The 23,985-nt window shown below is 70.5% G+C and carries 22 protein-coding genes and 1 tRNA gene; 7 read left to right on the top strand and 16 right to left on the bottom strand.

Features of this window, described 5'->3' with window-relative positions; translation table 11 throughout:
* Positions 1 to 9 precede the first annotated feature (9 nt).
* From AC0L5F_RS12020 to AC0L5F_RS12000, 5 genes are all read right to left on the bottom strand, one after another.
* Entirely contained in the window at positions 10 to 621 is a 612-nt protein-coding gene (locus AC0L5F_RS12020) for a TrmH family RNA methyltransferase (RefSeq protein WP_473313619.1), read from the bottom strand.
* Positions 618 to 1,268: an orotate phosphoribosyltransferase gene (pyrE, locus tag AC0L5F_RS12015; protein ID WP_473313618.1), complete on the bottom strand. Its 651-nt coding sequence runs from the start codon at positions 1,266 to 1,268 to the stop codon at positions 618 to 620. Before pyrE ends, AC0L5F_RS12020 begins: the two co-directional genes overlap by 4 nt.
* A gap of 1 nt (position 1,269) precedes the next feature.
* Positions 1,270 to 2,001: a sortase domain-containing protein gene (locus AC0L5F_RS12010; protein ID WP_473313617.1), complete on the bottom strand. Its 732-nt coding sequence runs from the start codon at positions 1,999 to 2,001 to the stop codon at positions 1,270 to 1,272.
* Between the two features lie 253 nt (positions 2,002 to 2,254).
* Positions 2,255 to 3,430: an MFS transporter gene (locus tag AC0L5F_RS12005; protein ID WP_473313616.1), complete on the bottom strand. Its 1,176-nt coding sequence runs from the start codon at positions 3,428 to 3,430 to the stop codon at positions 2,255 to 2,257.
* A gap of 24 nt (positions 3,431 to 3,454) precedes the next feature.
* Positions 3,455 to 4,552: an NADH:flavin oxidoreductase/NADH oxidase gene (locus AC0L5F_RS12000; protein ID WP_473313615.1), complete on the bottom strand. Its 1,098-nt coding sequence runs from the start codon at positions 4,550 to 4,552 to the stop codon at positions 3,455 to 3,457.
* A 55-nt stretch (positions 4,553 to 4,607) separates the two neighbouring features.
* On the opposite strand from AC0L5F_RS12000, the gene AC0L5F_RS11995 reads away from it, so the two are divergent.
* On the top strand, positions 4,608 to 5,762 hold the full coding sequence (locus AC0L5F_RS11995) for a pyridoxal phosphate-dependent aminotransferase (RefSeq protein ID WP_473313614.1): 1,155 nt from the start codon (positions 4,608 to 4,610) through the stop codon (positions 5,760 to 5,762).
* 1 nt (position 5,763) lies between these two features.
* Here AC0L5F_RS11995 and AC0L5F_RS11990 read toward each other — a convergent pair.
* The 4 genes from AC0L5F_RS11990 to AC0L5F_RS11975 all read right to left on the bottom strand — a co-directional run bounded on the left by AC0L5F_RS11990 (position 5,764) and on the right by AC0L5F_RS11975 (position 8,605).
* A tRNA-Thr gene (locus AC0L5F_RS11990) sits at positions 5,764 to 5,839 on the bottom strand.
* 92 nt (positions 5,840 to 5,931) lie between these two features.
* Positions 5,932 to 6,861 carry an NAD-dependent epimerase/dehydratase family protein gene (locus AC0L5F_RS11985; RefSeq protein WP_473313612.1) on the bottom strand — a complete coding sequence of 310 codons (930 nt, stop codon included), beginning with the start codon at positions 6,859 to 6,861 and terminating at the stop codon, positions 5,932 to 5,934.
* Positions 6,858 to 7,853, bottom strand: coding sequence for a glycosyltransferase (locus tag AC0L5F_RS11980; protein ID WP_473313611.1), 996 nt, complete (start codon positions 7,851 to 7,853; stop codon positions 6,858 to 6,860). Before AC0L5F_RS11980 ends, AC0L5F_RS11985 begins: the two co-directional genes overlap by 4 nt.
* On the bottom strand, positions 7,850 to 8,605 hold the full coding sequence (locus tag AC0L5F_RS11975) for a class I SAM-dependent methyltransferase (RefSeq protein ID WP_473313610.1): 756 nt from the start codon (positions 8,603 to 8,605) through the stop codon (positions 7,850 to 7,852). The genes AC0L5F_RS11980 and AC0L5F_RS11975 overlap by 4 nt, the downstream gene beginning before the upstream one ends.
* Positions 8,606 to 8,913: 308 nt before the next feature.
* On the opposite strand from AC0L5F_RS11975, the gene AC0L5F_RS11970 reads away from it, so the two are divergent.
* The gene (locus AC0L5F_RS11970) at positions 8,914 to 10,488 is read left to right on the top strand and encodes a hypothetical protein (protein WP_473313609.1); all 1,575 of its coding nucleotides are present in this window, start codon (positions 8,914 to 8,916) and stop codon (positions 10,486 to 10,488) included.
* Between the two features lie 16 nt (positions 10,489 to 10,504).
* Positions 10,505 to 10,792 (top strand): chorismate mutase, encoded by a 288-nt coding sequence (locus AC0L5F_RS11965; protein WP_473313608.1) that lies wholly within the window; start codon positions 10,505 to 10,507, stop codon positions 10,790 to 10,792.
* Positions 10,793 to 10,812: 20 nt separating this feature from the next.
* Here AC0L5F_RS11965 and AC0L5F_RS11960 read toward each other — a convergent pair whose 3' ends face one another.
* The 5 genes from AC0L5F_RS11960 to topA all read right to left on the bottom strand — a co-directional run bounded on the left by AC0L5F_RS11960 (position 10,813) and on the right by topA (position 18,132).
* Positions 10,813 to 12,249, bottom strand: coding sequence for an alpha/beta hydrolase (locus tag AC0L5F_RS11960; RefSeq protein WP_473313607.1), 1,437 nt, complete (start codon positions 12,247 to 12,249; stop codon positions 10,813 to 10,815).
* A 94-nt stretch (positions 12,250 to 12,343) separates the two neighbouring features.
* Positions 12,344 to 13,486 carry a DNA polymerase III subunit delta' gene (locus AC0L5F_RS11955; RefSeq protein WP_473313605.1) on the bottom strand — a complete coding sequence of 381 codons (1,143 nt, stop codon included), beginning with the start codon at positions 13,484 to 13,486 and terminating at the stop codon, positions 12,344 to 12,346.
* The gene (tmk, locus tag AC0L5F_RS11950; protein ID WP_473313604.1) at positions 13,483 to 14,121 is read right to left on the bottom strand and encodes a dTMP kinase; all 639 of its coding nucleotides are present in this window, start codon (positions 14,119 to 14,121) and stop codon (positions 13,483 to 13,485) included. The genes AC0L5F_RS11955 and tmk overlap by 4 nt, the downstream gene beginning before the upstream one ends.
* Before the next feature lie 10 nt (positions 14,122 to 14,131).
* Positions 14,132 to 15,301, bottom strand: coding sequence for a low temperature requirement protein A (locus AC0L5F_RS11945; RefSeq protein WP_473313603.1), 1,170 nt, complete (start codon positions 15,299 to 15,301; stop codon positions 14,132 to 14,134).
* Between the two features lie 116 nt (positions 15,302 to 15,417).
* On the bottom strand, positions 15,418 to 18,132 hold the full coding sequence (gene topA / locus AC0L5F_RS11940) for a type I DNA topoisomerase (RefSeq protein ID WP_473313602.1): 2,715 nt from the start codon (positions 18,130 to 18,132) through the stop codon (positions 15,418 to 15,420).
* A gap of 138 nt (positions 18,133 to 18,270) precedes the next feature.
* Here topA and AC0L5F_RS11935 point away from each other — a divergent pair, with 138 nt between their 5' ends.
* Genes AC0L5F_RS11935 through AC0L5F_RS11920 form a run of 4 tightly spaced genes read left to right on the top strand, consistent with a single transcriptional unit; the run spans position 18,271 to position 21,990 of the window.
* Positions 18,271 to 19,488, top strand: a complete 1,218-nt coding sequence (locus tag AC0L5F_RS11935; RefSeq protein ID WP_473313601.1) for an MFS transporter — start codon at positions 18,271 to 18,273, stop codon at positions 19,486 to 19,488.
* The gene (locus AC0L5F_RS11930; protein ID WP_473313600.1) at positions 19,485 to 19,994 is read left to right on the top strand and encodes a GNAT family N-acetyltransferase; all 510 of its coding nucleotides are present in this window, start codon (positions 19,485 to 19,487) and stop codon (positions 19,992 to 19,994) included. Before AC0L5F_RS11935 ends, AC0L5F_RS11930 begins: the two co-directional genes overlap by 4 nt.
* Positions 19,991 to 21,481, top strand: coding sequence for a cryptochrome/photolyase family protein (locus tag AC0L5F_RS11925; RefSeq protein ID WP_473313599.1), 1,491 nt, complete (start codon positions 19,991 to 19,993; stop codon positions 21,479 to 21,481). The genes AC0L5F_RS11930 and AC0L5F_RS11925 overlap by 4 nt, the downstream gene beginning before the upstream one ends.
* A gap of 2 nt (positions 21,482 to 21,483) precedes the next feature.
* Positions 21,484 to 21,990 carry a 2'-5' RNA ligase family protein gene (locus AC0L5F_RS11920; protein WP_473313598.1) on the top strand — a complete coding sequence of 169 codons (507 nt, stop codon included), beginning with the start codon at positions 21,484 to 21,486 and terminating at the stop codon, positions 21,988 to 21,990.
* A 14-nt stretch (positions 21,991 to 22,004) separates the two neighbouring features.
* Here AC0L5F_RS11920 and AC0L5F_RS11915 read toward each other — a convergent pair whose 3' ends face one another.
* Both AC0L5F_RS11915 and AC0L5F_RS11910 read right to left on the bottom strand, forming a co-directional pair.
* The gene (locus AC0L5F_RS11915; protein WP_473313597.1) at positions 22,005 to 22,388 is read right to left on the bottom strand and encodes a limonene-1,2-epoxide hydrolase family protein; all 384 of its coding nucleotides are present in this window, start codon (positions 22,386 to 22,388) and stop codon (positions 22,005 to 22,007) included.
* A 57-nt stretch (positions 22,389 to 22,445) separates the two neighbouring features.
* Positions 22,446 to 23,936, bottom strand: coding sequence for a DUF7059 domain-containing protein (locus AC0L5F_RS11910; RefSeq protein WP_473313596.1), 1,491 nt, complete (start codon positions 23,934 to 23,936; stop codon positions 22,446 to 22,448).
* Positions 23,937 to 23,985: the final 49 nt, after the last annotated feature.

Genomic DNA, 23,985 nt, shown 5'->3' with positions numbered 1-23,985 from the left:
GTCACGACCCTACGGCTCGACACCACCATGCACCCGAACCCACGCGTGCATCGCGATGGCGGCCGCGGCGCCGGCGTTGATCGACCGGGTGGAGCCGAACTGCGCGATCGACAGCAGGCCGGAACACGCGCCGCGCGCCTCGGCGCTGAGCCCCGGGCCCTCCTGGCCGAACAGCAGCACGCAGCTCTCGGGAAGGTCGGCGGACTCGATCGGGACCGAGCCGGCCGTGTTGTCGATGCCGATGAGCGGCAGGTCGTGCTCGGCTGCCCACCCGGCGAGGTCGGCGACCGACTCGTGGTGCCGCACGTGCTGGTAGCGGTCGGTCACCATGGCGCCACGTCGGTTCCAGCGCCGCTTGCCCACGATGTGCACCTCGGCGGCCAGGAACGCGTTGGCGGTGCGCACGATCGAGCCGATGTTGAAGTCGTGCTGCCAGTTCTCGATGGCCACGTGGAAGCCGTGCCGGCGGGTGTCGAGGTCCGCGACGATGGCGTCGACGGTCCAGTAGCGGTAGCGGTCGACGACGTTGCGGGCGTCGCCGTCGCGCAACAGCTCAGGGTCCCACTGGTCGCCGTCGGGCCACGGACCCTGCCACGGGCCGACACCGATCGGATCGGTCACGAAGGCGCGACGCCGAACTCGGCCCGGTAGGCGCGAATGGCGTCCAGGTGCTCGGCGTGCTGGCCGGTCTGCTCGATGAACTCGACGATCAGGTCCAGCGAGATGATGGCGGTGACCGAGGTGTGCAGGTCTCGCTCGACCTGCTGGATCGCCGAGACGTCGCCGGTTCCGCGTTCCTGGCGGTCGACCGCGACCACGATGCCGGCGATGCTCGCACCCTCGGCCACGACCACCTGCTGGACCTCGCGGATCGCCGTGCCGGCGGTGATGACGTCGTCGACGATCAGAGCGCGGCCGACCAGGGGCGAGCCGACGATCAACCCGCCCTCGCCGTGGTCCTTGGCCTCCTTGCGGTTGAAGCACCACGGCACGTCGAGCCCGTGGCGCTCGGCCAGAGCGACGGCGGTGGCGGCTGCGATCGGGATGCCCTTGTAGGCGGGGCCCAGCAGGACGTCGAACTCCACCCCGCTCTCGACGATCGTGGACGCGTAGTGGCGGCCGAGGGCTGCCAGTCGGTCGCCGGTGTTGAACAGTCCTGCGTTGAAGAAGTACGGGGAGGTCCGACCGGACTTGAGCGTGAACTCGCCGAAACGCAGCACGTCGTGGCGCAGGGCGAGCTCGATGAACTCGCGTTGGTGGTCGAGCACGTCAGGAGGTCTTGGCGACGGGGCTGGGGTCATCCGTCGGCTCGACCGCCCGGTCCGGGGGCGGCGCGGTGGTGGCCTTGTCGATGGTCTGCACCAGGTCGCCGATGACGACGTTGCGGTTGCGGGTGTGGAACAGCTCCGAGCACGTGAGCATCGTCAGCTTGGCGACCTCCGGCGGCTCGCCGTTGGCATCCGGGCTCGGCACCTTGAACAGCGGCCAGCTGGTGGTGAAGTCGACCGTGATCTTGTCGCCGTCGTTCTCCAGCTTGTAGGTGTAGACCTTGGTGCGGGTCTCGACCTCGACCATGTCGCCCTTGCGCAGCTTGAGGAAGTCGCGGAACGGCTCTCCGTGGGTGACGCGGTGGCCGGCGATCGCGAAGTTGCCGATCTGGCCGGGCTTGGCGCCCTTCGGGTACATGCCGACGCCCTCGGCCAGGGACTTCTTGTCGAAGCCCTTGACGATCGGGACCTCGAAGTCCTTGCCGAACCGCTTGACCCGCAGGAGCGCGACGGCGTCGCCCTCGATGCCGTCCTTCCACTGCGCCACCGTGGCCTGCTTGATCTCGGCCTGCTTCTGCTTGGCGACGACGTTGGTGCCGAAGTACTGCCAGCCGAACCACCCGAGCATGCCGAGGCCGCCGAGGATCAGCAGAAACCCCAGCCAGGTGGCGATCTTCCCGCCGGCACGGCGGGGAGGCGCCGGCGGTTGCGGCGGAGTGGCCGTGATGGTCATGGGGACGATTGTCCCACCTCCATCCCAACCTGGCTCCCCCGATCCACCAGTTGGAGAAATTTCCCGATTCTGCTTCCCCGCAAGGGAAGGACCCCTACGATGGATGCGTTGCCCCACCGTTTCACCCCCCGAGAACGGTGGGGCACATCTATGTCACGGCCAGCTGCACCGTTCTCGCGCGCGCAGCGCCATCAGGAACAGAGAACGGTGGGGCACATCTATGTCCATCGCCGGTCGCGCCGGCACAGCCCCGTCAGCCGGCGGCTCCGGCATCGACCGGTGCGCGCGGGAACGAGCGCACCGCGGTCCAGATCAGCGGGACGATCGCCAGGGGAATGACGAACGCCCACCGCAGGTGCCCCGCTGAGGCGGCTGCACCGATGATGCCGCCACCGAGGATCGCGCCGAGGTAGTTGGCGATGTTCATGCGGGCGATCGCCACGTCGAGCGCTGCCGGTGGCACGGCGGACGACAACGCCGCGAAGGACAACGGTGCCAGGATCGCGAGCCCGAGACCGGTGACGCCGAAGCCCACGATCGCGACGGCGGCCACGGGTGCGGCGACCACGACGACGAGCCCGAGCACGCCGACCCCGGTTCCGACGGCCGCCACCCAGGCAGCGCCGCGCCGGCGAACGAGCAGGTCGCCGCCGAACCGCGAGGCGAGCGCACCCACCTGGTAGGCGGCGTACCCGAGGGGGACGACGCCCTTGCTCGCGTCGAGCGCGTCATCCAGGTACACGCTGCTCCACGTGAGCGTGCCGGTGTCGGCGGCGTAGAAGATCAAGATGACGGCACCGAACACCAGGACGGGCCGCCACGGCAGCTGCAGGCCGGCGGCCGACAGGCCCGGGTCGACCTCCCGGGCACGGACGAAGTGCGGGGCGCTGCGCCAGACGACGACCAGCGCGACCGCCGCGACGACGGCGAGGTCGACCGCGAGCGGGACGTCGAGCGAGGTGCATGCCGAGGCGTACAGGGCGCCGACGATTCCGCCCACGCTCCACCAGCCGTGGAAGCCGCCCATCACGCTGCGGCCGAGCGCGGCCTGCACCCGCACACCCTGCATGTTCATGCCCGCGTCGACGGCTCCGAGCCCGAGGCCGTAGAGGACGAACGCCGCCACGAGCAGCGCGAATGCCGGGGCGAGCCCGATCAGCACCGCTGCGGCGGCGATGACGACGAGGGCGCCGGTGAAGGCCACCGCGCTGCTGCGTCGGGCCGCGACCGTGCCGGCGATGACGCTTCCGACTCCGGACAGGACAGCGACGAGGACGAGGATCGCGGTGACCGCACCCTCGCCGAAGCCGAACGCGTCCTGGAACCGGGGCACCTGCGTGACGATCGCGGCGAACACCAGACCCTGGAGGAAGAATCCGGCCGAGACCGCGACCCGCGTGCGGCTCAGGTCGACGCGTGCGGGCTCCATCGCGTCATCGTAGATCCGGCCGGGTCAGCTGCGCGGCCAGGCGCCACGCAAGTACTGCGGCGCGTACCCGGCGTCGTCGCGGGCGACGCCGAGCTGTGCCGCGGCACGGAGCGGCCACGCAGGGTCGCGCAGCGCGGCACGGGCGAGCAGCACGACGTCGGCCGACTCGTCGGTCAGCACCTGCTCGGCCTGGGCCGACTCGGTGATCAGGCCGACGGCTCCGGTGGGCAGCCCGCTGACGCGTCGCACCGCGGCGGCGAACGGCACCTGGTACCCGGGGCCCACGGTGATCTCCTGCTCGGCGATGGCGCCTGCCGACGACACGTCGACGAAGTCGACCCCGTGCCCGGACAGCTCCTTGCTCAGTGCTGTCGTCTGGTCGACGTCCCACCCCTGCTGTCCGGCAGGTGCCCAGTCGGTGGCGGACAGCCGCACGAGCAGCGGCTTGTCCTCGGGCCACGCGGCGCGCACGGCGTCGACGATCTCGATCAGCAGACGGATGCGGTTCTCGAACGACCCGCCGTACTCGTCGGTGCGGTCGTTGACCAGCGGTGAGAGGAACTGGTGGACCAGGTACCCGTGGGCGCCGTGGATCTCGACGGTGTCGAATCCGGCGGCGTCGGCGCGCACGGCCGCCTCGGCAAAGGCGGTCGGCAGGGCGCGCACCTCGTCGGTGGTCAGGGCGCGCGGCGCGTCGTACGAGGGATAGGCGTTGCCCGTGGAGGACACCGGCTCCCACCCGTCGGCGGACTCCGGGACGGTGCCCTCTCCGGTCGGGAACAGCCCGTACGTGGAGGCCTTGCGGCCGGCGTGGGCCAGCTGCACGCCGATCGGGGTTCCCTGCGAGTGGACGAAGTCGACGACCCGGCGCCATGCGTCGACCTGCTCGCCGTTCCACAGCCCGGTGTCCTCGGGGCTGATCCGTCCCTCGGGCACGACTGCGGTGGCCTCGGTGAGGATCAGGCCGAACCCGCCGATGGCGTGCGATCCGAGGTGGACCAGGTGCCAGTCGGTGGGCACCCCGTCACGCGCGGTGACGCTGTACTGACACATCGGCGCCAACCAGATGCGGTTGCGGGTCGTCATGCCGCGCAGGGTCAGGGGTTCGAACAGCAGGCTCATGTCAGGTCCAACCACCGGCGCCGACGTTCGCTTCCCGCGTAGGGTCGAGATCACCATGCGTACCTCTGCTGCACGTCTCGACGGCCTCGGCACCACCGTGTTCGCCGAGATGACGGCGCTCGCGCTGCGGACCGAGTCGGTCAACCTGGGTCAGGGTTTTCCCGACACGGACGGGCCGTCGGTCGTGATCGAGAAGGCCGTGGAGGCGCTGCGGTCGGGCTGCAACCAGTACGCACCCGGCGCCGGGGTGCCCGAGATGCGAGCTGCCGTGGCCGACCACCAACGGCGCTTCTACGACCTCGCTGTCGATCCGGACTCGGAGGTCGCGGTCAGCACCGGCGCCACCGAGGCGATCGCCGCAGCGCTGCTCGGCCTGGTCGACCCGGGCGACGAGGTCGTGGTGCTGGAGCCGTACTACGACTCGTACGTGGCGATGATCCAGATGGCCGGCGGCGTGCGGCGCCCCGTGACGCTGCGAGCGCCCGACTTCCGCCTGCCGATCGACGAGCTGCGAGCCGCGGTCACCCCAGCCACCACCGCCATCTTGCTCAACTCGCCGCACAACCCGACCGGCGCGGTGCTGACGCGCGAGGAGCTGGAGGCGGTCGCCGACCTGGCGATCGAGCACGACCTGGTGGTCATCAGCGACGAGGTCTACGAGCACCTGACCTTCGGCGTCGACCACATCCCCATCGCGACGCTGCCCGGCATGGCCGAGCGGACCCTGACCATCAGCTCGGGTGGCAAGAGCTTCTCGTTCACCGGCTGGAAGATCGGCTGGGCCACGGGTCCGACGCCGTTGATCAACGCGCTGACCGGCGCCAAGCAGTTCCTCACCTACACGTCCGGTGCACCCCTGCAGCCGGCGATCGCGGCTGCGCTCGACCATGCCGAGGACATCACCGGCGACCTGCGACGACACCTGCACGCCCGGCGCGATCAGCTGTGCGGCGGCCTGGCCGACCTCGGCTTCGACGTCTTCGTGCCTGACGGCACCTACTTCGCCACCACCGACATCCGCCCGCTCGGCTTCGACGACGGCCTCGACTTCTGCCGCCGCCTGCCCGAGCTCGCCGGCGTGGTCGCCATCCCGCACCAGGTGTTCTACGACGACACGGAGGCCGGTCGCCCGCTCGTCCGCTGGGCCTTCTGCAAGCAAGAGCCCGTCATCGACGAGGCGCTGGGGCGGCTGGAGCGCCTGAAGGCCTGAGTGGAGCCGCCTGTCGGAATCGAACCGACGACCTTTTCATTACGAGTGAAACGCTCTACCGACTGAGCTAAGGCGGCCAACGGTTCAACGAGGATCGCCCGCCGAACCGGAACGAGTCTAGCCGACCACGTGGTGGAGTCGTGGTGGCGGTCGGTCGGGTTAGGTGTCCTCAGGCGCGCAGCGGTGGGTCGGCCACGATGCTGGCGAAGGTGGCCGAGAGACCGGCGGGCAACGACGTCCGCGCCAGGCGGTCGACGTCGACCAGGACCGTCGAGGTCATCCGCAGGTCCTTGACCTGGCCGGCAGCGTGCGACGAGGCACGAAACACCACCGGTGGGCGGCGCCGCAGCACCCGCCCGGACTCGCCGAGCAGCGCCGCCACGGAGACCGCCTGGCCGGAGGCGAAGATCTTGATGAGCCATCGCGTCGGCCGTCGCTGCAGCTCGTCGAGCCCGGCCACGATCATCTGAGCAGCATCGGTGACGTAGAGGTAGTCGCGCAGGGTGTCGAGCGAGACATACACGCCGAGCGGCTGGCCCGTGATGACTGCACGGCACAGCATCGACACCAGCCCTTGCGGCTTGTCCGGGTTCTGGCCGGGGCCGTACAGGTTCGCCAACCGGCCCACCAGCACCTGGCAGCCCGAGGACTCCGCGAACGCGGCGGCCGCGGACTCCATCGCCAGCTTGGCGTGCCCGTAAGGCGCCTTCGCGCTCACCGCCGACTGCTCGGTGTACGGGGGAACGTCGGGCGAGCCCGCGTAGACGCCACCGGCCGACGAGGCCAGGAAGAGCACGCCCCGCGAGCCATCGAGCTCGGCGAGGTCGTCCAGGAAACGACGGAACGCGACGACCTCAGCCTCCAGATCGGCCTGTGGCGTCGCCACCACTCCCGCGCCCGCGCACCACACGACGACCCATCGATCGTCGCCAGCGGCCGTCCGCAACGCAGTGATGCCTTCGCGCAGCGCGGCCGCCGTGCCGTCAGGGTCGCCCCACGGAACGTCGCTGACCAGCGTCGGGCGCGCCTGCCGGCGCAGCTCGGCCACCACCTGACGACCCAGCAGACCCCCGGAGCCGATGACCCAGCTGACCGTCACCCGGAGGCCTGGTCGGTTCGATAGCTCAGGGGACCGGTCGCCCGGTCGGCGGTGATGACGTACAACGGCTTGCCCATCGCCATGTTGACGGCGACTCCGATGTACTCGGCCACGATCCCCAGGGCGAACAGGATGACACCGGTACCGATCAGCTCGATCATCATGACCGAGGTCCAGCCCTGGATGTCGACACGACCGAACAACCTGAGGCCCGCGAGGAACAGCGCGCCGACGAAGCCGAGGATCGCGGAGACCACACCGGCCAGACTCACGAACCGCAACAGCCCGGTGCCGCTGCTGATGACCATGCGCCAGAAGTGCGACATCAACGTACGGCGGCTGTAGCCCGATGGGCGCGCCTCGTCCTCGCGCAGCTGGACCGGACACGTCGAGGCGTCGGAGGCGATCCACCCGAGCGCGATGTCGAGGTAGACGCCAGCGCCCGAGTAGGCGGCAACGCTGCGTGCGACCTCGCCGAGCACCAGGCGGTAGCTGTTGAACATCGCCGCGCGCTGCGTCCCACCGATGCGGTCGACCAGCTTCTTGGCGTACCGCGACGATGCGTTGCGCAGGGCGCCGTGGGGCGGCCGGTTGGTGGGCGCCCCGTAGACGACGGCCACCTGTTCGGCCATGGCGACGTCGAGCATCGCCGGGATGAAGCCAGGGTCGTGCTGGCCGTCCTCGTCCATGGTGACGACCCAGTCGCCACCGCTCGACGCCATGCCGGCGAGCGTGGCCGGGTGCTGACCGAAGTTGCGGCTGAGCCACACCGGCCGCACCCACTCGTGTTCAGCCGCGAGGTCACGCATGACCTGTGCGGACGCGTCCGGTCCGTGGTCGTGCACGAGGAGCACCTCCGCCACCACGGCCCGGTGACCGTCGGGGGTGGCGAACTCCTCGTGGAAGCGCTGCACGTCGGCCACCACGTCGCCCAGCGTCGCGGCACCCCGGTAGACCGGGATGACGACGGAGATCTGGTGAACCTGACTCAACGATCCGTACTCCTCGTGCTCGGACCCGCTGGTTTGACTGCCGCGACCAGGACGCTGGAACCGAACGGCAGGCTGCGCCCGGACGCCAACCGTGGAGCGTCCAGCATGGCGCATCGATACAGGAATCGATCGAGCCTCGGCGAGACCTCCGGGAGGGGCGGCACGCCGTCGGTGTCGATCTCCTCGGCGCCCCGGACAGCCTCCACCATCCGTCCGCGGAGCCGGTCGGCCGCGAAGAACGGAAACGTTCCGGCGAACGCGTAGGTGGCTCGCTCGACGACCAGACCACTCGCCTCGACAGCGCGGACGGCGCGCTTGCGGGTGTACCGGCGGTGGTGGTGGTTCCAGTCGTCGAACTGGGTCCACGCCCACTGGTAGGCGGGCACCGACATCAGGAACCGACCGCCGGGCGCGAGCACGCGCGCCACCTCGGTGAGGGCCACCGACTCCGGCTCGCAGTGCTCGATGACGTCGAAGGCCGCCACGACGTCGAAGGACTCATCGCTGAACGGCAGCGCCATGACCGAGGTGCACACGTCGCCGGCCTGCAGACCACGCGGGTCCAGGTCGACGGCGAGGTGCGCGCCGGTGCTGCGCAACCACCCGACGCTCGGCCCGTCCGCGCTGCCGACGTCGAGCACGCGGTGATCGCTGTGGACCGCTCCCCCGAGGGCGGCCTCGAGCAGCTCTCCCCGCGCTCGGTACCACCAGTAGTCCGGCTGCGCGATCGACGGCGACGAGGCGGTACTCATACCATGATGGTGCCACCCCGTCTCCCCCAAACCGAACACGGCCCGTGCGGCCACGCCCGTCCCGCGCGGGCGCCCTCGACCCACCAAGGCCTCCATGTCGACACCCTCTTCCTCGCTCCGGCGTGACGCCGGTGCGATCGTCGTTCTCGTGCTCGCGGTGGCAGCCACCGGATGGTGGGTCGTCGGCGTCGCGATGACGGTCGACCGAGGCTTCGACATCTCGGACGAAGGTTTCTACGTCCTGTCGTTCAGGTGGTGGGACTCCACTCCCCGCGTGTTCACCGGAGCTGCAGTACCTGTACGGCCCGGTGTTCGAGCTGTTGGGCAACAACATCGAGTCCCTGCGGTGGTTCCGCCTGTTCACCGTCCTCGCCGCTCACGGAGTTCTCGGTGTCTCGCTCGCCAGGTGGCTGCGGGCCCACCGTCCGACGACGTCGAGCACGGCCCTGGCTGCCACGACGGTGGCGATCGTCGCCACCGGCGGCATGGCCTACAGCTGGCTGCCGTCGAGCCCGGGCTACAACGACGTCGCCATGCTCGCAGCGGTGGTCGGCGCCGGGCTGGTCCTGCAGGCCGCCGCGCGCGGCCGTGAAGGTCGCGCGCCCGGCGCCGGGGTCCCCGTCGCCCTCGGCCTGGTGAGTCTGGCCGCCGTCATCGGCAAGTGGACAGCGGCACCGGCCATGATCGTCGTGGTGGCGGTCGGGGTGCTCCTGGTCGCCGACGCCTCGGGCCGGCGGGCCGCAGCACGGTGGGCGGCCTGGGTCGTGGGGGCGGTCGCCGTCGCGCTCGCCTGCGTCCACCTGTTCGTGGTCCGCCTCGACCAGGCGATTCCGCCGATCATCGACGTGACGCGGCTGTCCTCGGACGGCGACCACTCGCCGGCCACGCTGCTCACGACCTACGCCACCTCCAGCATCGACTTCGTCGCGACCACGCTCGGTGCGCACGTCGTGATGCTCGTGGCCGCGTTCGTGGCCGGGTTCTTCCACCGCGGTCGCGTGGGCATGGCCACGGCGGCCGTCGCGGTGCTCGCCACGGCCCTGTCCGTGGTGCGGGTCGCGCAGGACGGCGGGTTCCGCGGTGGCCCTGCGTCGCTCGAGCAGTTCTCGGTCGGCCTGTTCGCCTTCGTGCTGGCTGCACTCGTCGCCGCAACCGCAGCCCAGCTGGCTCGGCTGCGAGCCCACACGTTCACGCCTCCGTCGCGCGACCAGGTCGTGGTCGGCCTGCTGCTGCTGACGCTGCCCCTCATGATCGCCTTCGGCACCAACAATCGACTGTGGGCTGCCGCCGCGAGCAGCTTCGCGCTGTTCTTCGCCTTCATGCTGATCGTCCAACCCGGCCTTCCCGCGACCGCTCGGTTCGTCACGCGCACCTGCACCGTCGTGGCCGTGGTGGCCGCTGCGCTCGTCGCGCACAGCAGCATGGTCGACGACCCCTACCGCTCCGAGCCGAGAAGCGCCCTGACGACGGAGGTCGCCGACGGCGCCACCCCGTTGGGTTCACTACGCCTGACGCCCACCGACGCACGTGCCGACGAGGCCCTCCGATCAGCGCTGGGCCCCTACCTGCAACCGGCACCGGCCAAGATCATGGCCTTCGACAAGATGCCCGGACTGATCCTGATGCTCGGGGCACGCCCGGTCGGTGAGCCATGGACCGGGCCCACCGCGACCCTGCGATCGGCGGCCAGCCTCACGACCGCGTGCGCGGACGGCACGCTCACCGAACCACCCATCCTGCTGTACAACCGTGCGCCCGCCGAGCGCGACATCGCCGCTCTGGCGACGTGCGGATGGACCCTGGCCGACGACTACCGGCTGCTGCCGGTGGTCGACGGGCCCAAGGGCGTGACGGTCTACGTGCCCCGCCGCAGCGCGGGCTGACCGTAGACTTCACGCCGTGAGCGAAGACGTGCAGGCCGAGCTGGAAGAGATCCGGGCGAGCATCGACAACATCGATGCCGCGCTCATCCACGTGCTGGCCGAACGGTTCAAGTACACCAAGCGCGTCGGTCGGCTCAAGGCCGAGCACGACCTGCCGCCGGCCGACCCCGACCGTGAGGCCCGACAGATCACGCGCCTGCGCGACCTGGCGCACGCCGCCGACCTCGATCCGGCGTTCGCCGAGAAGTTCTTGACCTTCATCATCGACGAGGTCATCCGGCACCACGAGGCCATCCGCGGCTGACCGTCCCCCTGGCCGCGCCGCTACTCCTCGGCGCAGGTGGTGCCGTCCTTGGGCACGGTTCCCTCGACCAGGTAGGTGTCGACGGCCTTGACGATGCACTGGTTGCCGGAGTTGTAGGCGGTGTGTCCGTCGCCCTCGCGGGTCAGCAGCACGCCCGACGAGAGCTCGTTGGCCAGCTTGACCGCCGACTCGTACGGGGTGGCGGGGTCGCGCGTGGTGCCGATGACGACGATCGGCGCCGCACCCTCTGCCGGCACCGGCTGCTGCGGATGCGTGGCCTTGATCGGCCAGTCGGTGCAGCCCAGAGCGCCCCAGCCGAGAGCCCGGCCGAACACCGGCGACACCTGCTCGAATCGCGGGAGCGCCGCCTGGACCGTCGCCAGATCGGGGCGTTCGCCGGCGTCCAGGCAGGTGACGGCGTAGATGACCTGGCCGATGTTGTCGCTGTAGGTGCCGTTGGCCTGCCGGCTGAAGTACGCGTCGGACAGTGCCAGGAGCGTGGTGCCGTCGGAGGAGTTCAGCGCCTGTGTGAGGGCCTGGGTGAGCACCGGCCAGCTCTGCTGGTCGTACAAGGGCAGAGCGAGTCCGTAGAAGGCCTGCCCCTCGGTGAGAACGCGGTCACCACGCGTCTTGAGGGGCTGGGCGTCCAGACGGGTCAGCAGGTCGCTGACACGCTGGTTGGCCTCGGAGACCGACGACCCGAGCGGGCAGCCGTCACTGTCGATGCAGTCGGCCGCGTAGGCGTCGAAGGCCCGTTGGAACCCGGTGGTCTGCCCCAGCGCTGCCTCGATGCTGGTCTCGACCGGGTCGACCGCTCCGTCGAGCACCATGCGACCGACCCGCTGGGGGAACAGGTTGGCGTAGGTGGCACCGAGCTGGGTGCCGTACGACGCCCCGAACCAGTCGAACGTGGTGCGCCCGAGCAGCGCGCGCACGACGTCCATGTCGCGGGCCGCCTCCTCGGTGGAGACGTGCGCGGCCAGGGCCCCGGACCGTCGCTCGCACGCCGTGCCGAGGTCGGTGACGCTCTGCTCCAACGCGGTGATCTCGGCGGGGTCGTCGGGATCGGGATCGGTCTCGGTGAACTGGTCGAACGCGCGGTCCGACAGGCACTCCAGCGGGGTGCTCTCGCCGACACCGCGCGGGTCGACGCCGACCACGTCGTACATGTCGGTGACACTGCTGCCGAACTGGCTCGCCATGCTGGCCGCGTAGTCGATGGCCGACCCGCCGGGTCCTCCCGGATTGACGAAGATCGACCGCTTGGCCGGACCGTCGTGGGCCGGGAACAGCCGCACCGCCAGGGTGAACGTCTCGCCGTCGGGCTGCTCGTAGTCGACCGGGACGGTGACCCGCGTGCACTTGGCGGTGCCGCAGTCGGTCCAGCTAGCTTCTGGTCGTAGAAGGGAGCAAGGGGAGCCGCGACGGCCTCGCCCGTGGGCGTCGGAGGCTGCCACTGCTGCCGATCCGAGAACTGCCAGGTGAGCAGGCCAGCCACGACGGCGACCACCGCGACAGCGGCGACGATGGCGACAGCACGGGTGCGAGTGATCATGGGCGAAGCTCCAACATCATGCGTTCGAGGGCCAGGTTGGGTGCCGCGTTGGCGGCGAGCGCCTCGCGGCAGTCCACGATGGCATCGATGGTGCGCATGGTGGACTCGGGCGTCCACAGGCGGGCGAGCTCGGCGATGGTGTCGATGGCGTCGGCATTGACCGCGTCGGTGCGCGACCCACACTGCGAGGCGGCGACGTCACGGCACAGCGACAGCAGGTCGAGCAGCACGCCGTCGATCGAGTCGAGCGCCAGCCGCTTGCGTCGCCGGGCTTGGTCCTTCTCCAGCGCCGAGAGCGCCCCGGCGTAGCCGGCCGGGCGCCGTCCGCGGTCCTCCACGCCCCACGTCTGGCGCAGGTCGTCGAGCTCGTCGGCCTCGGACTCGTCGGCTCGACCGGACGCGTGAGCGGTGGCTGCGTCGACGACCGTCTGGGCGGCCGCGACGCAGTCGCCGACCGACCGCAGCGACAGCGGCAGGGTGAGGATGTCGAGGCGGCGCTGCCGGGCCGCGGGGTCGCGTGCCAGACCGCGGGCCCGACCGATGTGACCCTGCGACGCTGCAGCCGTGGCCTGTGCGAGCTCGGGCTCGATGCCGTCGCGCTCGATGAGCAGGCGCGTGATGTCGGCGGTGGGCGGGGTGCGCAGCAGCACCGGACGACACCGCGACCGGATGGTGATGACGACGTCCTCCAGAGCGGGGGCGCACAGCATCCAGACTGCGTGCCGCGACGGCTCCTCGACCGCCTTGAGCAGCGCGTTGGCGGCCTGCTCGGTGAGACGGTCGGCGTCCTCGACGATCATGATCTGCCAGCGCCCGACGGCCGGGCGGAGCGCGGCGCGGCGCACCTGGTCGCGTGCCGTGTCGACACCGATGGACAGTCCGGCGGTGCTGATGAGCGTGATGTCGGGATGGCTCCCGGCCTGCGCCGTGGTGCACGACTGGCAGTGGCCGCATCCGCCGGTGTCGCACTGCAGGGCCGCGGCGAACGCGCGGGCGGCGTTGGAGCGGCCCGAGCCGGGAGGACCGGTGAACAGCCAGGCGTGCGTCATGGAGCGCCCGTCACCGGTGGACGAGGCGACCGCTGCCTGCAGCGTCTCGATGACCGGCGCCTGCCCCACGAGGTCGGACCAGACGTTCATCGGGCCTGCTCCAGCCACGGCTCGACCGCACGACGCACGGCCGCGTGCACGTCGTCGGGAGTGCCGCCGGCCTCGACCACCAGGTAGTGCGCTGGGTCGATCGCGGCCAGGTCGAGGAAACCCTGACGAACGCGCTGGTGGAACTCCAGCGGCTCGGCCTCGATGCGGTCGGCGCCGTCGAAGCGGGCCAGCCCGACGGCGGGATCGATGTCGAGCACGACCGTGAGGTGGGGGCGCAGCGAGCGCGTGGCCCAGCGAGCCACGTGCTCGACCTCGGAGACCTCCAGCGCACGGCCAGCACCTTGGTAGGCGAGCGTGGAGTCGACGTAGCGGTCGGTGATGACGACCTGACCGGCCTCGAGCGCCGGCAGGACCACGGAGTCGACGTGCTCGGCCTTGTCGGCGGCGTAGAGCAGGGCCTCCGTGCGGGGGGAGAGGTCGCCGGTCTCGTGACCCAGCACGATCGAGCGCAGCACTGCGCCGACCTCGGTGCCCCCCGGCTCACGCGTGAGCAGCACCGTGTGGCCCAGGCCCTCGAGCCACCGGACCAGCAGCGCTGCCTGGGTGGACTTGCCGCCACCCTCGCCGCCCTCGAGGGCGATGAACACCCCGGAGTCGGTGAAGAGCGGCTGCATGGAGGCGAGCCTAGTCGGGGGCTCCCACGGACTCGCTGTCGGCGGTGAGCACGAGCTCGACGACCAGCAGAGCCGCCATCACCAGACCGACCCACAGCTCGGACCACGGCGCGAACGTCAGAGCCAGCACGGCGACGGCCGCGACCACGAACGGACCCAACGTCCGCACCGACGCGTCGTGCAGGCGGATGCACACCGCCCAGAGGGCAAGGAGGAACACCGCCACCGGCACCGTGATGAACGCCGCGCTCGCGGTGTCGGAGATCTCGGCGTGGTGGTCGTAGTACGCCACCCGCGCCGCCAGTCCGGCACCGATCGCGGCGGCGCTGCCGAACACCAGCAGGTGCCCGAGCCCCCAGACGAAGCCGACGTCGTTGCCGCTGAGCACCTCGGCGTTCTCGCGGGCGAAGTACAACCACCATGCGGCGAAGACGATGAGCACGCCGCCCGCCACGACCAGCCCGAGGTGCACCGACGACGTTCCCTCCGCGTCGAGGCTCTCCTGGATGGCGATGACGGCGGCCAGGATCGTCTCGCCGAGCACGATGATGAAGAACAACCCGTACCGCTCGGCGATGTGGTGGGGGTGCCACGGCGTGGCGCCCGCCGCCTCGGCGAACGCCGGCACGGCGAAGTCCAGGGCGGCGAGCACCAGGAACTGCCACAGGTGCAGCTGACCACCGGTGGCGACGAGCGCCAGCACCCACAGCACCTGCACGGCGGTGAGCCCGACGGCGTAGCGCAACGCCGTGGACCGCCGCTGCGGATCGCCCGACACCACGCGCAGCCACATCAGCACCAGACCGACGCGCATGATCACGTACCCGACCACGCCCAGCGTGAAGTCGGAGTCGAAGAACCGGGGGACGCCGGCTGCCAGCACGAGCGCGCCCAGCACCTGCAGCAGCGTCAGCACCCGGTGCAGGACGTCGTCGGGATCGTAGGCCGACGTGAACCAGGCGAAGTTCAGCCAGGCCCACCACACCGCGAAGAACGCGATCGCGAAGTACAGCAGGCCGTGGGCGCCGTGGCCCTCGGCGATCTCGTGCTCGAGAGTCAGCACGGCCTGGGCGATGCCGACGACGTAGCAAAGATCGGTGAACAGCTCCAGCGGCGTCGCCGCGCGGTGCTGCTCCTGCGGATCGCGGGGTCCCAGAGGTCGCAGGGAGAGAACGCTCACCGGCTCAGTCTGTCAAAGTGCGGTCGTCGAGTGGCGCAATCTGTTCATCGAGTGGCGCAAGATGGTCGCTCTCAGCGCTGAGACCTCGCCAAACTGCGCCACTCGCGGGGAATGGGTCAGGCCTTCTTCGCCGCAGCCTTCTTGGCCGTCTTCTTCGCGGTCGACTTCTTGGCGGTGGTCTTCTTGGCCGTCGACTTCTTGGCGGTCTTCTTGGCCTTCTTGGCCGGGCCCTTGGCGCGACGCTCGGCGAGCAGCTCGTAGGCGCGCTCGTTGGTGAGCTCCTCGAGGCTGTCGTCCTTGCGCAGCGTGGCGTTGTACTCGCCGTCGGTGACGTACATGCCGAAGCGACCGTCCTTGGCGACGACCGGCTTGCCGCTGACCGGGTCCTCGCCCAGCTCCTTCAGCGGCGGCTTGGCAGCACGGCGACCGTAGGTCTTGGGCTGGCTGTAGATCTCGCGGGCGCGCTCCTCGGTGATCGTGAGGAGCTCCTCCTCCTTCTCCAGCGAGCGCGAGTCGGTGCCCATCTTCAGGTACGGCCCGTAGCGGCCGTTCTGGGCGGTGATCTCCACGCCCTCGGCACCGGTGCCGACCACGCGCGGCAGGGTGAGCAGCTGCACGGCCTCGTCGAGGGTGATCAGGTCCAGCGACATGGTCTGGAACAGGCTCGCGGTGCGCGGCTTGTCGGCCTTCTTGGCGCCCTCGGGCAGCGCCTCGGTGACGTACGGGCCGTAGCGGCCGTTGCGGGCCGTGATCATCAGCCCCGTCTCGGGGTGCAGGCCAAGCTCCTTCTCCATGCCGGCCGGCGTGGAGAGGATCTCCTTGGCCTTGTCGAGCGTGAGCTCGTCGGGCGGCAGGTCCTCGGGGATGTTGCCGCGCGTGGGGACTCGCTTGCCCTCGTCGTCCTCGGTGAACGGAGGACCCTCGACGTACGGGCCGTAGCGGCCGACGCGGACGTTGATGTCCTCGCCGAGCGGGAACGTGGCCAGCCCGCGCGCATCGATGTCGGGCAGGTTCTCCACGAGGTACTTCAGCCCCGTGTTGCCCTCGCCCTCGCCGGCCCAGAACTGCTGCAGCACGTTGACGCGGTCCTCACGACCGCCGGCCACCTCGTCGAGCACGTCCTCGAGCTCGGCGGTGAACGAGTACTCGATCAGGCGACCGAAGTGCTGCTCGAGCAGGCGGATGACGCTGAACGCGATCCACGCCGGGACGAGCGCGGTGCCCTTCTTGTACACGTAACCGCGGTTCTGGATCGTCCCGATGATCGACGCATAGGTGGAGGGGCGACCGATCTCGCGCTCCTCCAGCTCCTTGATCAGCGTCGCCTCGGTGAAGCGGGCCCGCGGCTTGGTCTGGTGGCCGGCCTGGCCGAGCTCGGCGGCCGTGACGGTGGCGCCCTCGGAGAGGTTGGGCAGCTTGGTCTGCTGGTCGTCGCCCTCGGACTCGTCATCGGTGCTCTCGACGTACGCCTTGAGGAACCCGTGGAAGGTGATGGTGCGGCCCGACGAGCTGAACTCGACCTTTTCGCCGGACTCGGCCTCGGCGCCGATGCGGATCGACACGCTGTTGCCGCGGGCGTCACTCATCTGCGAGGCGATGGTGCGCTTCCAGATCAGGTCGTACAACCGCGCCTCGTCGCCGGACAGACCGGCCGCCTGCGGGGTCTTGAACGTCTCGCCGGCCGGGCGGATCGCCTCGTGCGCCTCCTGGGCGTTCTTGACCTTGCCGGTGTAGACGCGCGGCTTGTCCGGCAGGTACTCCTTGCCGTACAGCTCGGTGACCTGCGACCGCGCCGCGCTGATCGCGGTCTGCGACAGCGTGATGGAGTCGGTACGCATGTAGGTGATCAGGCCGCTCTCGTACAGACGCTGGGCGACCTGCATGGTGCGGGCGGCGCCGAAGCCGAACTTGCGCGACGCCTCCTGCTGCATGGTCGTGGTGCGGAACGGCGCGTACGGCTTGCGACTGTAGGGCTTGGAGTCGACCGACGACACCGTGAACGGGCGGTCGCGCAGGCCGTCGGCCAGGGCACCGGCGGCGATCTCGTCGAGGTGCACGACCTTGTCGTTGGTGAGGTTGCCGGCGTTGTCGAAGCTGCTGCCGTTGGCGACGCGCTTGCCGTCGACGGTGGCCAGCTTGGCCGGGAACTGGCGCGGGTCGTGGCCGTCGCCGGCGTCGAAGGTGGCCTCGAGGTCCCAGTACGACGCCATGCGGAACGCCATGCGGTCGCGCTCGCGCTCGACGACCAGGCGGGTGGCCACCGACTGCACGCGGCCGGCGGACAGCCCGCTCATGACCTTCTTCCACAGCACGGGGCTGACCTCGTAGCCGTAGAGGCGGTCCAGGATGCGACGGGTCTCCTGGGCGTCGACGAGGTCCATGTCGACGTCGCGCGGGTTGGCCATGGCGTGCAGGATCGCGTCCTTGGTGATCTCGTTGAACACGATGCGCTTGACCGGGACCTTGGGCTTCAGCTCGTCCAGCAGGTGCCACGCGATGGCCTCACCCTCGCGGTCCTCATCTGTTGCGAGCACGAGCTCGTCGGCGTCCTTCAGCAGCTTCTTGAGCTTGGCCATCTGGCTCTTCTTCTCGGCCGACACGACGTAGACCGGCTCGAAGCCGTCGTCGATGTTGACGCCGAGGCGGGCCCAGGGCTCGCCCTTGAACGCTGCCGGGACCTCGTCCGCGCCGCGCGGCAGGTCACGGATGTGCCCCACGGACGCGTCGACGACGTAGCCGTCACCGAGGTAGCCCGCGATGCTGCGGACCTTGTTCGGTGACTCGACGATGACGAGGCTGGTCAACGGGGGCTCCCCTGGGGACACGTGCATGAAGTGACGGACGCGGCATACGCTAACGCCTCCTGTCAAGGGATCAAGCGCAGCGGGGTGTGATCTCCTCGGCGCGAGCTCTGGGCCGACGACCCGACCGAGTGCGGAAATGTGGCGGTCTGGTGCCAGAATCAGCAGGTGGATCTGTCGGGGTATCGGGTGCTGTGGAGCGACGAGAAGGTGCGTCGCCTGTTCGTCGCTGCGTTCTTCGCCCGCATGCCCGCCATGGCTGCCCCGCTGGCCTTCACGCTGCACGTGGTGCAGGACCTCGACGGCAGCTACGGACAGGCCGGCATCGTGGCCGCGGCGTCCACCATCGGGGCCGGGGTCGGTTCGCCGTGGCGCGGTCGCCTGATCGACCGGCTCGGCCTGCGGCGCGCCGTGGTTCCGTCCGTGATCGCGGTGGGCATCCTGTACCCGATCGCCGCACTCGCGCCGTACTGGGCGCTCATCCCGGTGGCGTTCCTCATGGGGCTGTTCCTGATCCCCATCTTCTCGATCATGCGACAGGCGCTCAGCGTGATGGTCACCACCGACCGCCGGCGCCTCGCGTTCTCCGCCGACAGCGTGGTGGCCGAGGCCAGCTTCATCATCGGTCCGGCCGTCGGCGTGCTGCTGGTCACCCAGTTCAACGCCGCCGTCGCCCTGGCCGCGATCGGGGCCGCCGAGGTCGTCGCCGGCATCTCGCTGCTGCGTCTCAATCCCCCCACCCGCACGCCGGTCGACGCCGACGCCCCGGCACCCGCCGGCCCACGACCCACGTGGCTGTCACCCCAGGTCGTCTTCCTCTTCTTCATCTCCGGCGGCGCCGTCCTGACGCTGGTCGCCACCGACCTCGGCATCGTCGCGGTCCTGGAGGATCTCGACAACACCGCGGCGATCGCACTCGTCTACGCCCTGTGGGGAGGGGCCTCGCTGGTCGGCGGCGTGCTCTACGGCGCATGGCACCGGTCGTACCGGCCCACGTGGCTGCTGCTCGCCCTCGGCCTCACCACCATCCCGGTCGGGCTGGCCACCAACGTGTGGGCGCTCGCCCTGCTGGTCATCCCCACCGGGTTCCTGTGCGCACCCACCCTGACCGCGACCGCCGAGTGGATCACCCAGCTGACGCCGGAGGAACGTCGCGGCGAGGCCATGGGGTGGCACGGCACGTCCTTCACCGTCGGCGCAGCCGTGGGCGCCCCCATCATCGGGCTGTCGATCGACCACGTCGCCCCGTGGGGTGGTTTCGTCGTCGGCGGCGCCATCGCCACCGGCATCGCGGTGCTGTGCTGGGGCGGCCAGCTCCTCCCGGGCATGGGCCCCACCCCGGTCGGTCCGACCACCACCGCGGACGATCGAACGGTCGCCGGGTGATCGTCCGCGACGCGACCGCGGCCGACGTCCGGGCGCTCCTGACCATCCACAACGACGCGGTCCTGAACACCACCGCCATCTGGGACGAGTCCCCGGCCGAGGAGGCCGAGCGCGCGTCGTGGCTCGCCGACCGCCAGTCGGCGGGGTTCCCGGTGATGGTGGCAGAAGCCGACGGGGTGGTCGGCGGCTACGCCACGTACGGCCCGTGGCGTCCCAAGACCGGCTATCGCCTCACCGTCGAGGAGTCGGTGTACGTGCTGGCCGAGCACCAGGGTCAGGGGCTCGCGTCGGCGCTCGTCGACGCGGCCGTCGCGCGCGCCCGGGCCGAGGGCTTCCACCGCATGATGGCCATGATCGAGTCGGGCAACCAGGTGTCGATCGACCTGCACGCACGCCGAGGCTTCGAGATCGTCGGCCGCATGGACCAGGTGGGGCGCAAGTTCGACCGCTGGCTGGACCTCGCGGTCATGCAGCTTCGACTGGACTCCCCGACAATCGAGGGGTGACTGCCCCGCACGTGCGCCTGGTGCTGCCGCACCAGCTGTTCGCGTCACACCTCGACGCCGACGCGGGCACCGTGTTCGTGCTGGTCGAGCACGACCTGATGTTCCGGCAGTACCGGTTCCACGTCCAGAAGCTCGTGCTGCACCGCGCGAGCATGCGACGCTTCGCGACCCGGCTGCGCGACGCCGGCTTCGAGGTGCACCAGATCGACACCGACGGTCGCACCATCAGCCGCGCCGCACTGACCCGGTTGATCGAGGATCTCGGTCCGTCGCGAGTCACGCTGCACGACGTCGTCGACGACTGGTTGGAGCGCGACCTCACGGCAGCGCTGGCCGACGCCGGGCACCAGCCAGCCGCCGACGACGTCCTCGAGACGCCGAACTTCCTGACCACGCGCGCTCAGATCTCCGAGGTGTTCGACCAGGGCCGGGCGCGCATGCAGCACTTCTACACCTGGCAGCGTCGCCGGCTCGACGTGCTGGTGACCGAGTCCGGGGAGCCGGTCGGCGGCCGGTGGTCGTTCGACGACCAGAACCGCAAGAAGCTGCCCCGTGACCACCCGGTGCCCGAGCCGACGCCCCCTGATCGACATGCCGAGGTCGCCGCCGCGATCGACTGGGTCAAGCGCGCCTTTCCCGACAACCCGGGCGATGCCGATGCCTTCGCCTGGCCCACCTCGCACGCGGAGGCCGACGCGGCGTTCGAGCAGTTCCTCGAGCAGCGGTTCGCCGAGTTCGGCCCGTACGAGGACGCCCTCACCGCCGACCACCCCTTCGTGTTCCACTCGCTGCTGACGCCGCCGCTCAACATCGGGCTGATCTCTCCGCGTCGGATCCTGCGGCGCGCGCTGGAGGTGGCTGACGGCCAGGCCGTTCCGCTGGCGTCCCTCGAGGGGTTCGTGCGACAGGTCATCGGCTGGCGCGAGTACATGCGAGCCACGTACGTGACCCGGGGTCGCGCGATGCGCACCAGCAACACGTTGCAGCACGCCCGACCGCTGGATCCGGGGTGGTGGGACGCGACCACCGGCCTGCCGCCGGTCGACCACGTGGTCGGACGGGTGCTGCGCCACGGGTGGGCGCACCACATCGAACGGCTGATGGTCCTCGGCAACGCGATGTGCCTGCTGCGCGTCCACCCCGACTCCGCGTACGAGTGGTTCATGGAGATGTTCGTCGACGCGTACGACTGGGTGATGGTTCCCAACGTCTACGCGATGAGCCAGTTCGCGGCCGGATCGGCCATCACGACCAAGCCGTACGTCTCCGGCTCCAACTACCTGAAGAAGATGAGCGACTACACGCGCCAGGAGTGGGGTGAGTGGCAGCAGGACTGGGACGCGTTGTACTGGACCTTCGTGCGCGACCACCACGACGTGTTCGCCGGCAACCCCCGGTCGCAGATGATCGCCTCCCTGTACGACCGGCTCGACCCGGGCACCAAGGCGGCGCACACCCGGCGCGCCGCAGGCTGGCTGGGGTCGTAGGCGTGCCCCGCCTCCACGCGCTCGAGCTGCTGCCGGACGACGAGGGCCACGACGCCGTCGTGGCGGACTGGACCGTCCTGCGTGAGGCAGGACTGCCGTCGCAGCTGGACCATCGGGGCTCGACCAACAGCCCGCACCTCACCGTCATCGCGGTCCCGGAGATCGACGCCGATCTCGAACGACGCGCGGTGGAGCTGCTCGGACCCCTCCTGCCGGTCCACGGCCGCACCTCGGGGCTGGTGGTGCTCGGAGGTCGCCGAGTGACGGTTGCGCGCACCGTCGATCTGCCGGACGAGGTCGTGCGGGCCGTGCTCGACCTGCGGTCGGCCACCGGCGGCCACGAGCACCCCGGCTGGCTCGCCCACCTCACGCTGGCGCGCCGGGTGGATCGTGCCGATGTGCCGCGCGCGCTCGACGTCCTCACGACCGATCCCCTCGACCTCACCTTCACGTCCCTGCGCCGGTGGGACCCCGACGCCGGCGAGGTGCGGACGCTCGGTCCTCGCTGAGCCGGGACGGAGGGTCAGGGGAGGCCGAGGCCGGAGCGCAGCGTCGCGTGGTCGTAGTACTCACGCCACATCTGCACGCGGCCCTCCTCGATCTCCAGCACGCCGACCACCGGCATCGCCCCGGAGTGCCCACCGATGACGAACGTGTCGACCCGCTCGAGGAACACCGCTCCACTGATGACTCCCGCGTTGCGGATCTGGATGTCGACCTCGGTGGCCGCTGCCATCAACTTGCCGATGCGACGGCGCAGCGCCGGACGACCGACGGTCGGCTCGGCCTCCATCATCAGGTGCATCTGGCCGTCCTCGGCGAACATCTCGATGATCTTCTCGATGTCGATGTCGTTCCACGCCTGGATCATCTCCAGGGCGGTCGACAGCTTCGCTGCGTCGTCCATTGCACTCCTCCACCGTGGCCCCGGCCGCGTGTCCGCAGCGCGTAGGAGTCACTTTCTTTACTGTAGCGTGATCGGAGGCCGATCCGCTGGCACATGCTCGAGAAATCCCTCGACGACCAGGTCGATCAGCGATGCCGCGTGGGTCGAGCGCAGGTCGGGGCGTCCGAGCAACGAGCCCACGGCGTCGAGGATCTGACCCGCGGTGAGGTCGCCGTCGCTGGCGCCGACCAGCGCGGCCTCGACGGTGTCGACCTGCCGCGTGCGGCACAGCCCGGACGTGCGGCGCAGCACGATCGCCTCGGGGTCGTCCGCCCCGGCGGCGCCGTGGGTGTCCTGCACGAGACCGTCCACCTGCCGCCACCGCTCGGCGAGCGGGTCGCCGGCAGCAAGGGCATCGACGGCCCGCTCGTGGGCGGCCACCGACCCCGACACCGGTCCGGCGACAGGTCCGACCCAGTCCTCGATGCGGACGTCCGGAACCTGCCGGTCGGCGCGGCGCAGGTTGATCCAGCCGAATCCCATCGCCTCGATCCCCTGCTCCTCGAACCACGTCAGCCACCGGTCGTAGCGGCGGGTGTGCTCGGGGCCGGCCGTCAGACCCATGTCGGCCAGCCACATCTCGGTGTAGGACGAGAGGTCGAGCACCTCACGCTGCACCACCCACGCATCCAGCCCCGTGCCCTCGACCCAGCCGCCCAGACGTTCGGCCCACGGCTGGTCGACGTGATGGATCCAGGCTCCGAGCACGTGACACCGTCCGCCGGGCGACAGGTGGTCCGCGGCCCCCGTGACGACGTGCCGAACGACGTCGTCGCCGGGCAGGGCGGTCTCCCGGTACACCAGGCGGTCGCCGTCGGGCGGCGACACGACGAACGGCGGGTTCGTGGCGATCAGGTCGAATCGCTCGTCGGCGACCGGTTCGAAGAGGCTGCCGTCGCGCACGTCGACGTCGATCTCGTTCAGTGCCGCCGTCAGGCGAGCCATCGCGAGGGCCCGAGGGTTGACGTCGGTGGCCACCACCCGGCGTGCGTGCCCCGACAGGTGCAGCGCCTGGACCCCGCAACCGGTGCCCAGGTCGAGCGCCGACCCCACCTCGTCGCGCACCACCAGGCCGGCCAGGCTCGACGACGCCTCACTGATGCCGAGCACGTGCTCGGGATCCATGCCGTCGACAGGTCGCCCGAGTCCGGGGGTTCCGTCGCACACCACCCACCAGTCGTGGGACTCGTCGCCGTAGGGCCGCAGGTCGACCCGGGCCCGCACCAGCGACCCGTCGCTCGCGAGCATCCGGGCCGCCACCAGCGGGTCGACCAGGCCGGGCAGCGCCCGATCGGCGGCAGCGCGGTCGACGTCGACCTGCAGGGTGAACAGGCGGATCAAGGTCGCCAGCGTCGAGCCGTCCGCGGTGGCACGCACCGCCGGCACCACCTGGTTGCGCCCCAGCGCGTGGTGGGCCTCGTCGCCGAGGAGGGCGTAGGTCGCGTCGGCGGTGAACTCGGCCGAGCTGAGCGCCTCACGCAGCGCGGCGGTGGTGGTGTCGTCGAGCATCGGCCCACCCTCGCAGATGACGAGGGCCCGCCCACCGTCGAACGGTGAC

It is taken from the genome of Aeromicrobium sp. 10G20-16 (assembly GCF_055809665.1).
The sequence above is the reverse complement of the archived record's forward strand: the minus strand, read 5'-3'. Positions and strand labels throughout refer to the sequence as shown.

Coding starts and splice junctions, on each gene's coding strand:
- AC0L5F_RS11975 (WP_473313610.1), bottom strand. CDS start 8,605: ATGAGTACCGCCTCGTCGCCGTCGATCGCGCAGCCGGACTACTGGTGG.
- AC0L5F_RS12005 (WP_473313616.1), bottom strand. CDS start 3,430: ATGGAGCCCGCACGCGTCGACCTGAGCCGCACGCGGGTCGCGGTCTCG.
- tmk (WP_473313604.1), bottom strand. CDS start 14,121: ATGCAGCCGCTCTTCACCGACTCCGGGGTGTTCATCGCCCTCGAGGGC.
- AC0L5F_RS11915 (WP_473313597.1), bottom strand. CDS start 22,388: ATGGACGACGCAGCGAAGCTGTCGACCGCCCTGGAGATGATCCAGGCG.
- AC0L5F_RS12000 (WP_473313615.1), bottom strand. CDS start 4,552: ATGAGCCTGCTGTTCGAACCCCTGACCCTGCGCGGCATGACGACCCGC.
- AC0L5F_RS11955 (WP_473313605.1), bottom strand. CDS start 13,486: ATGAACGTCTGGTCCGACCTCGTGGGGCAGGCGCCGGTCATCGAGACG.
- AC0L5F_RS12010 (WP_473313617.1), bottom strand. CDS start 2,001: ATGACCATCACGGCCACTCCGCCGCAACCGCCGGCGCCTCCCCGCCGT.
- AC0L5F_RS11995 (WP_473313614.1), top strand. CDS start 4,608: ATGCGTACCTCTGCTGCACGTCTCGACGGCCTCGGCACCACCGTGTTC.
- topA (WP_473313602.1), bottom strand. CDS start 18,132: ATGCACGTGTCCCCAGGGGAGCCCCCGTTGACCAGCCTCGTCATCGTC.
- AC0L5F_RS11910 (WP_473313596.1), bottom strand. CDS start 23,936: ATGCTCGACGACACCACCACCGCCGCGCTGCGTGAGGCGCTCAGCTCG.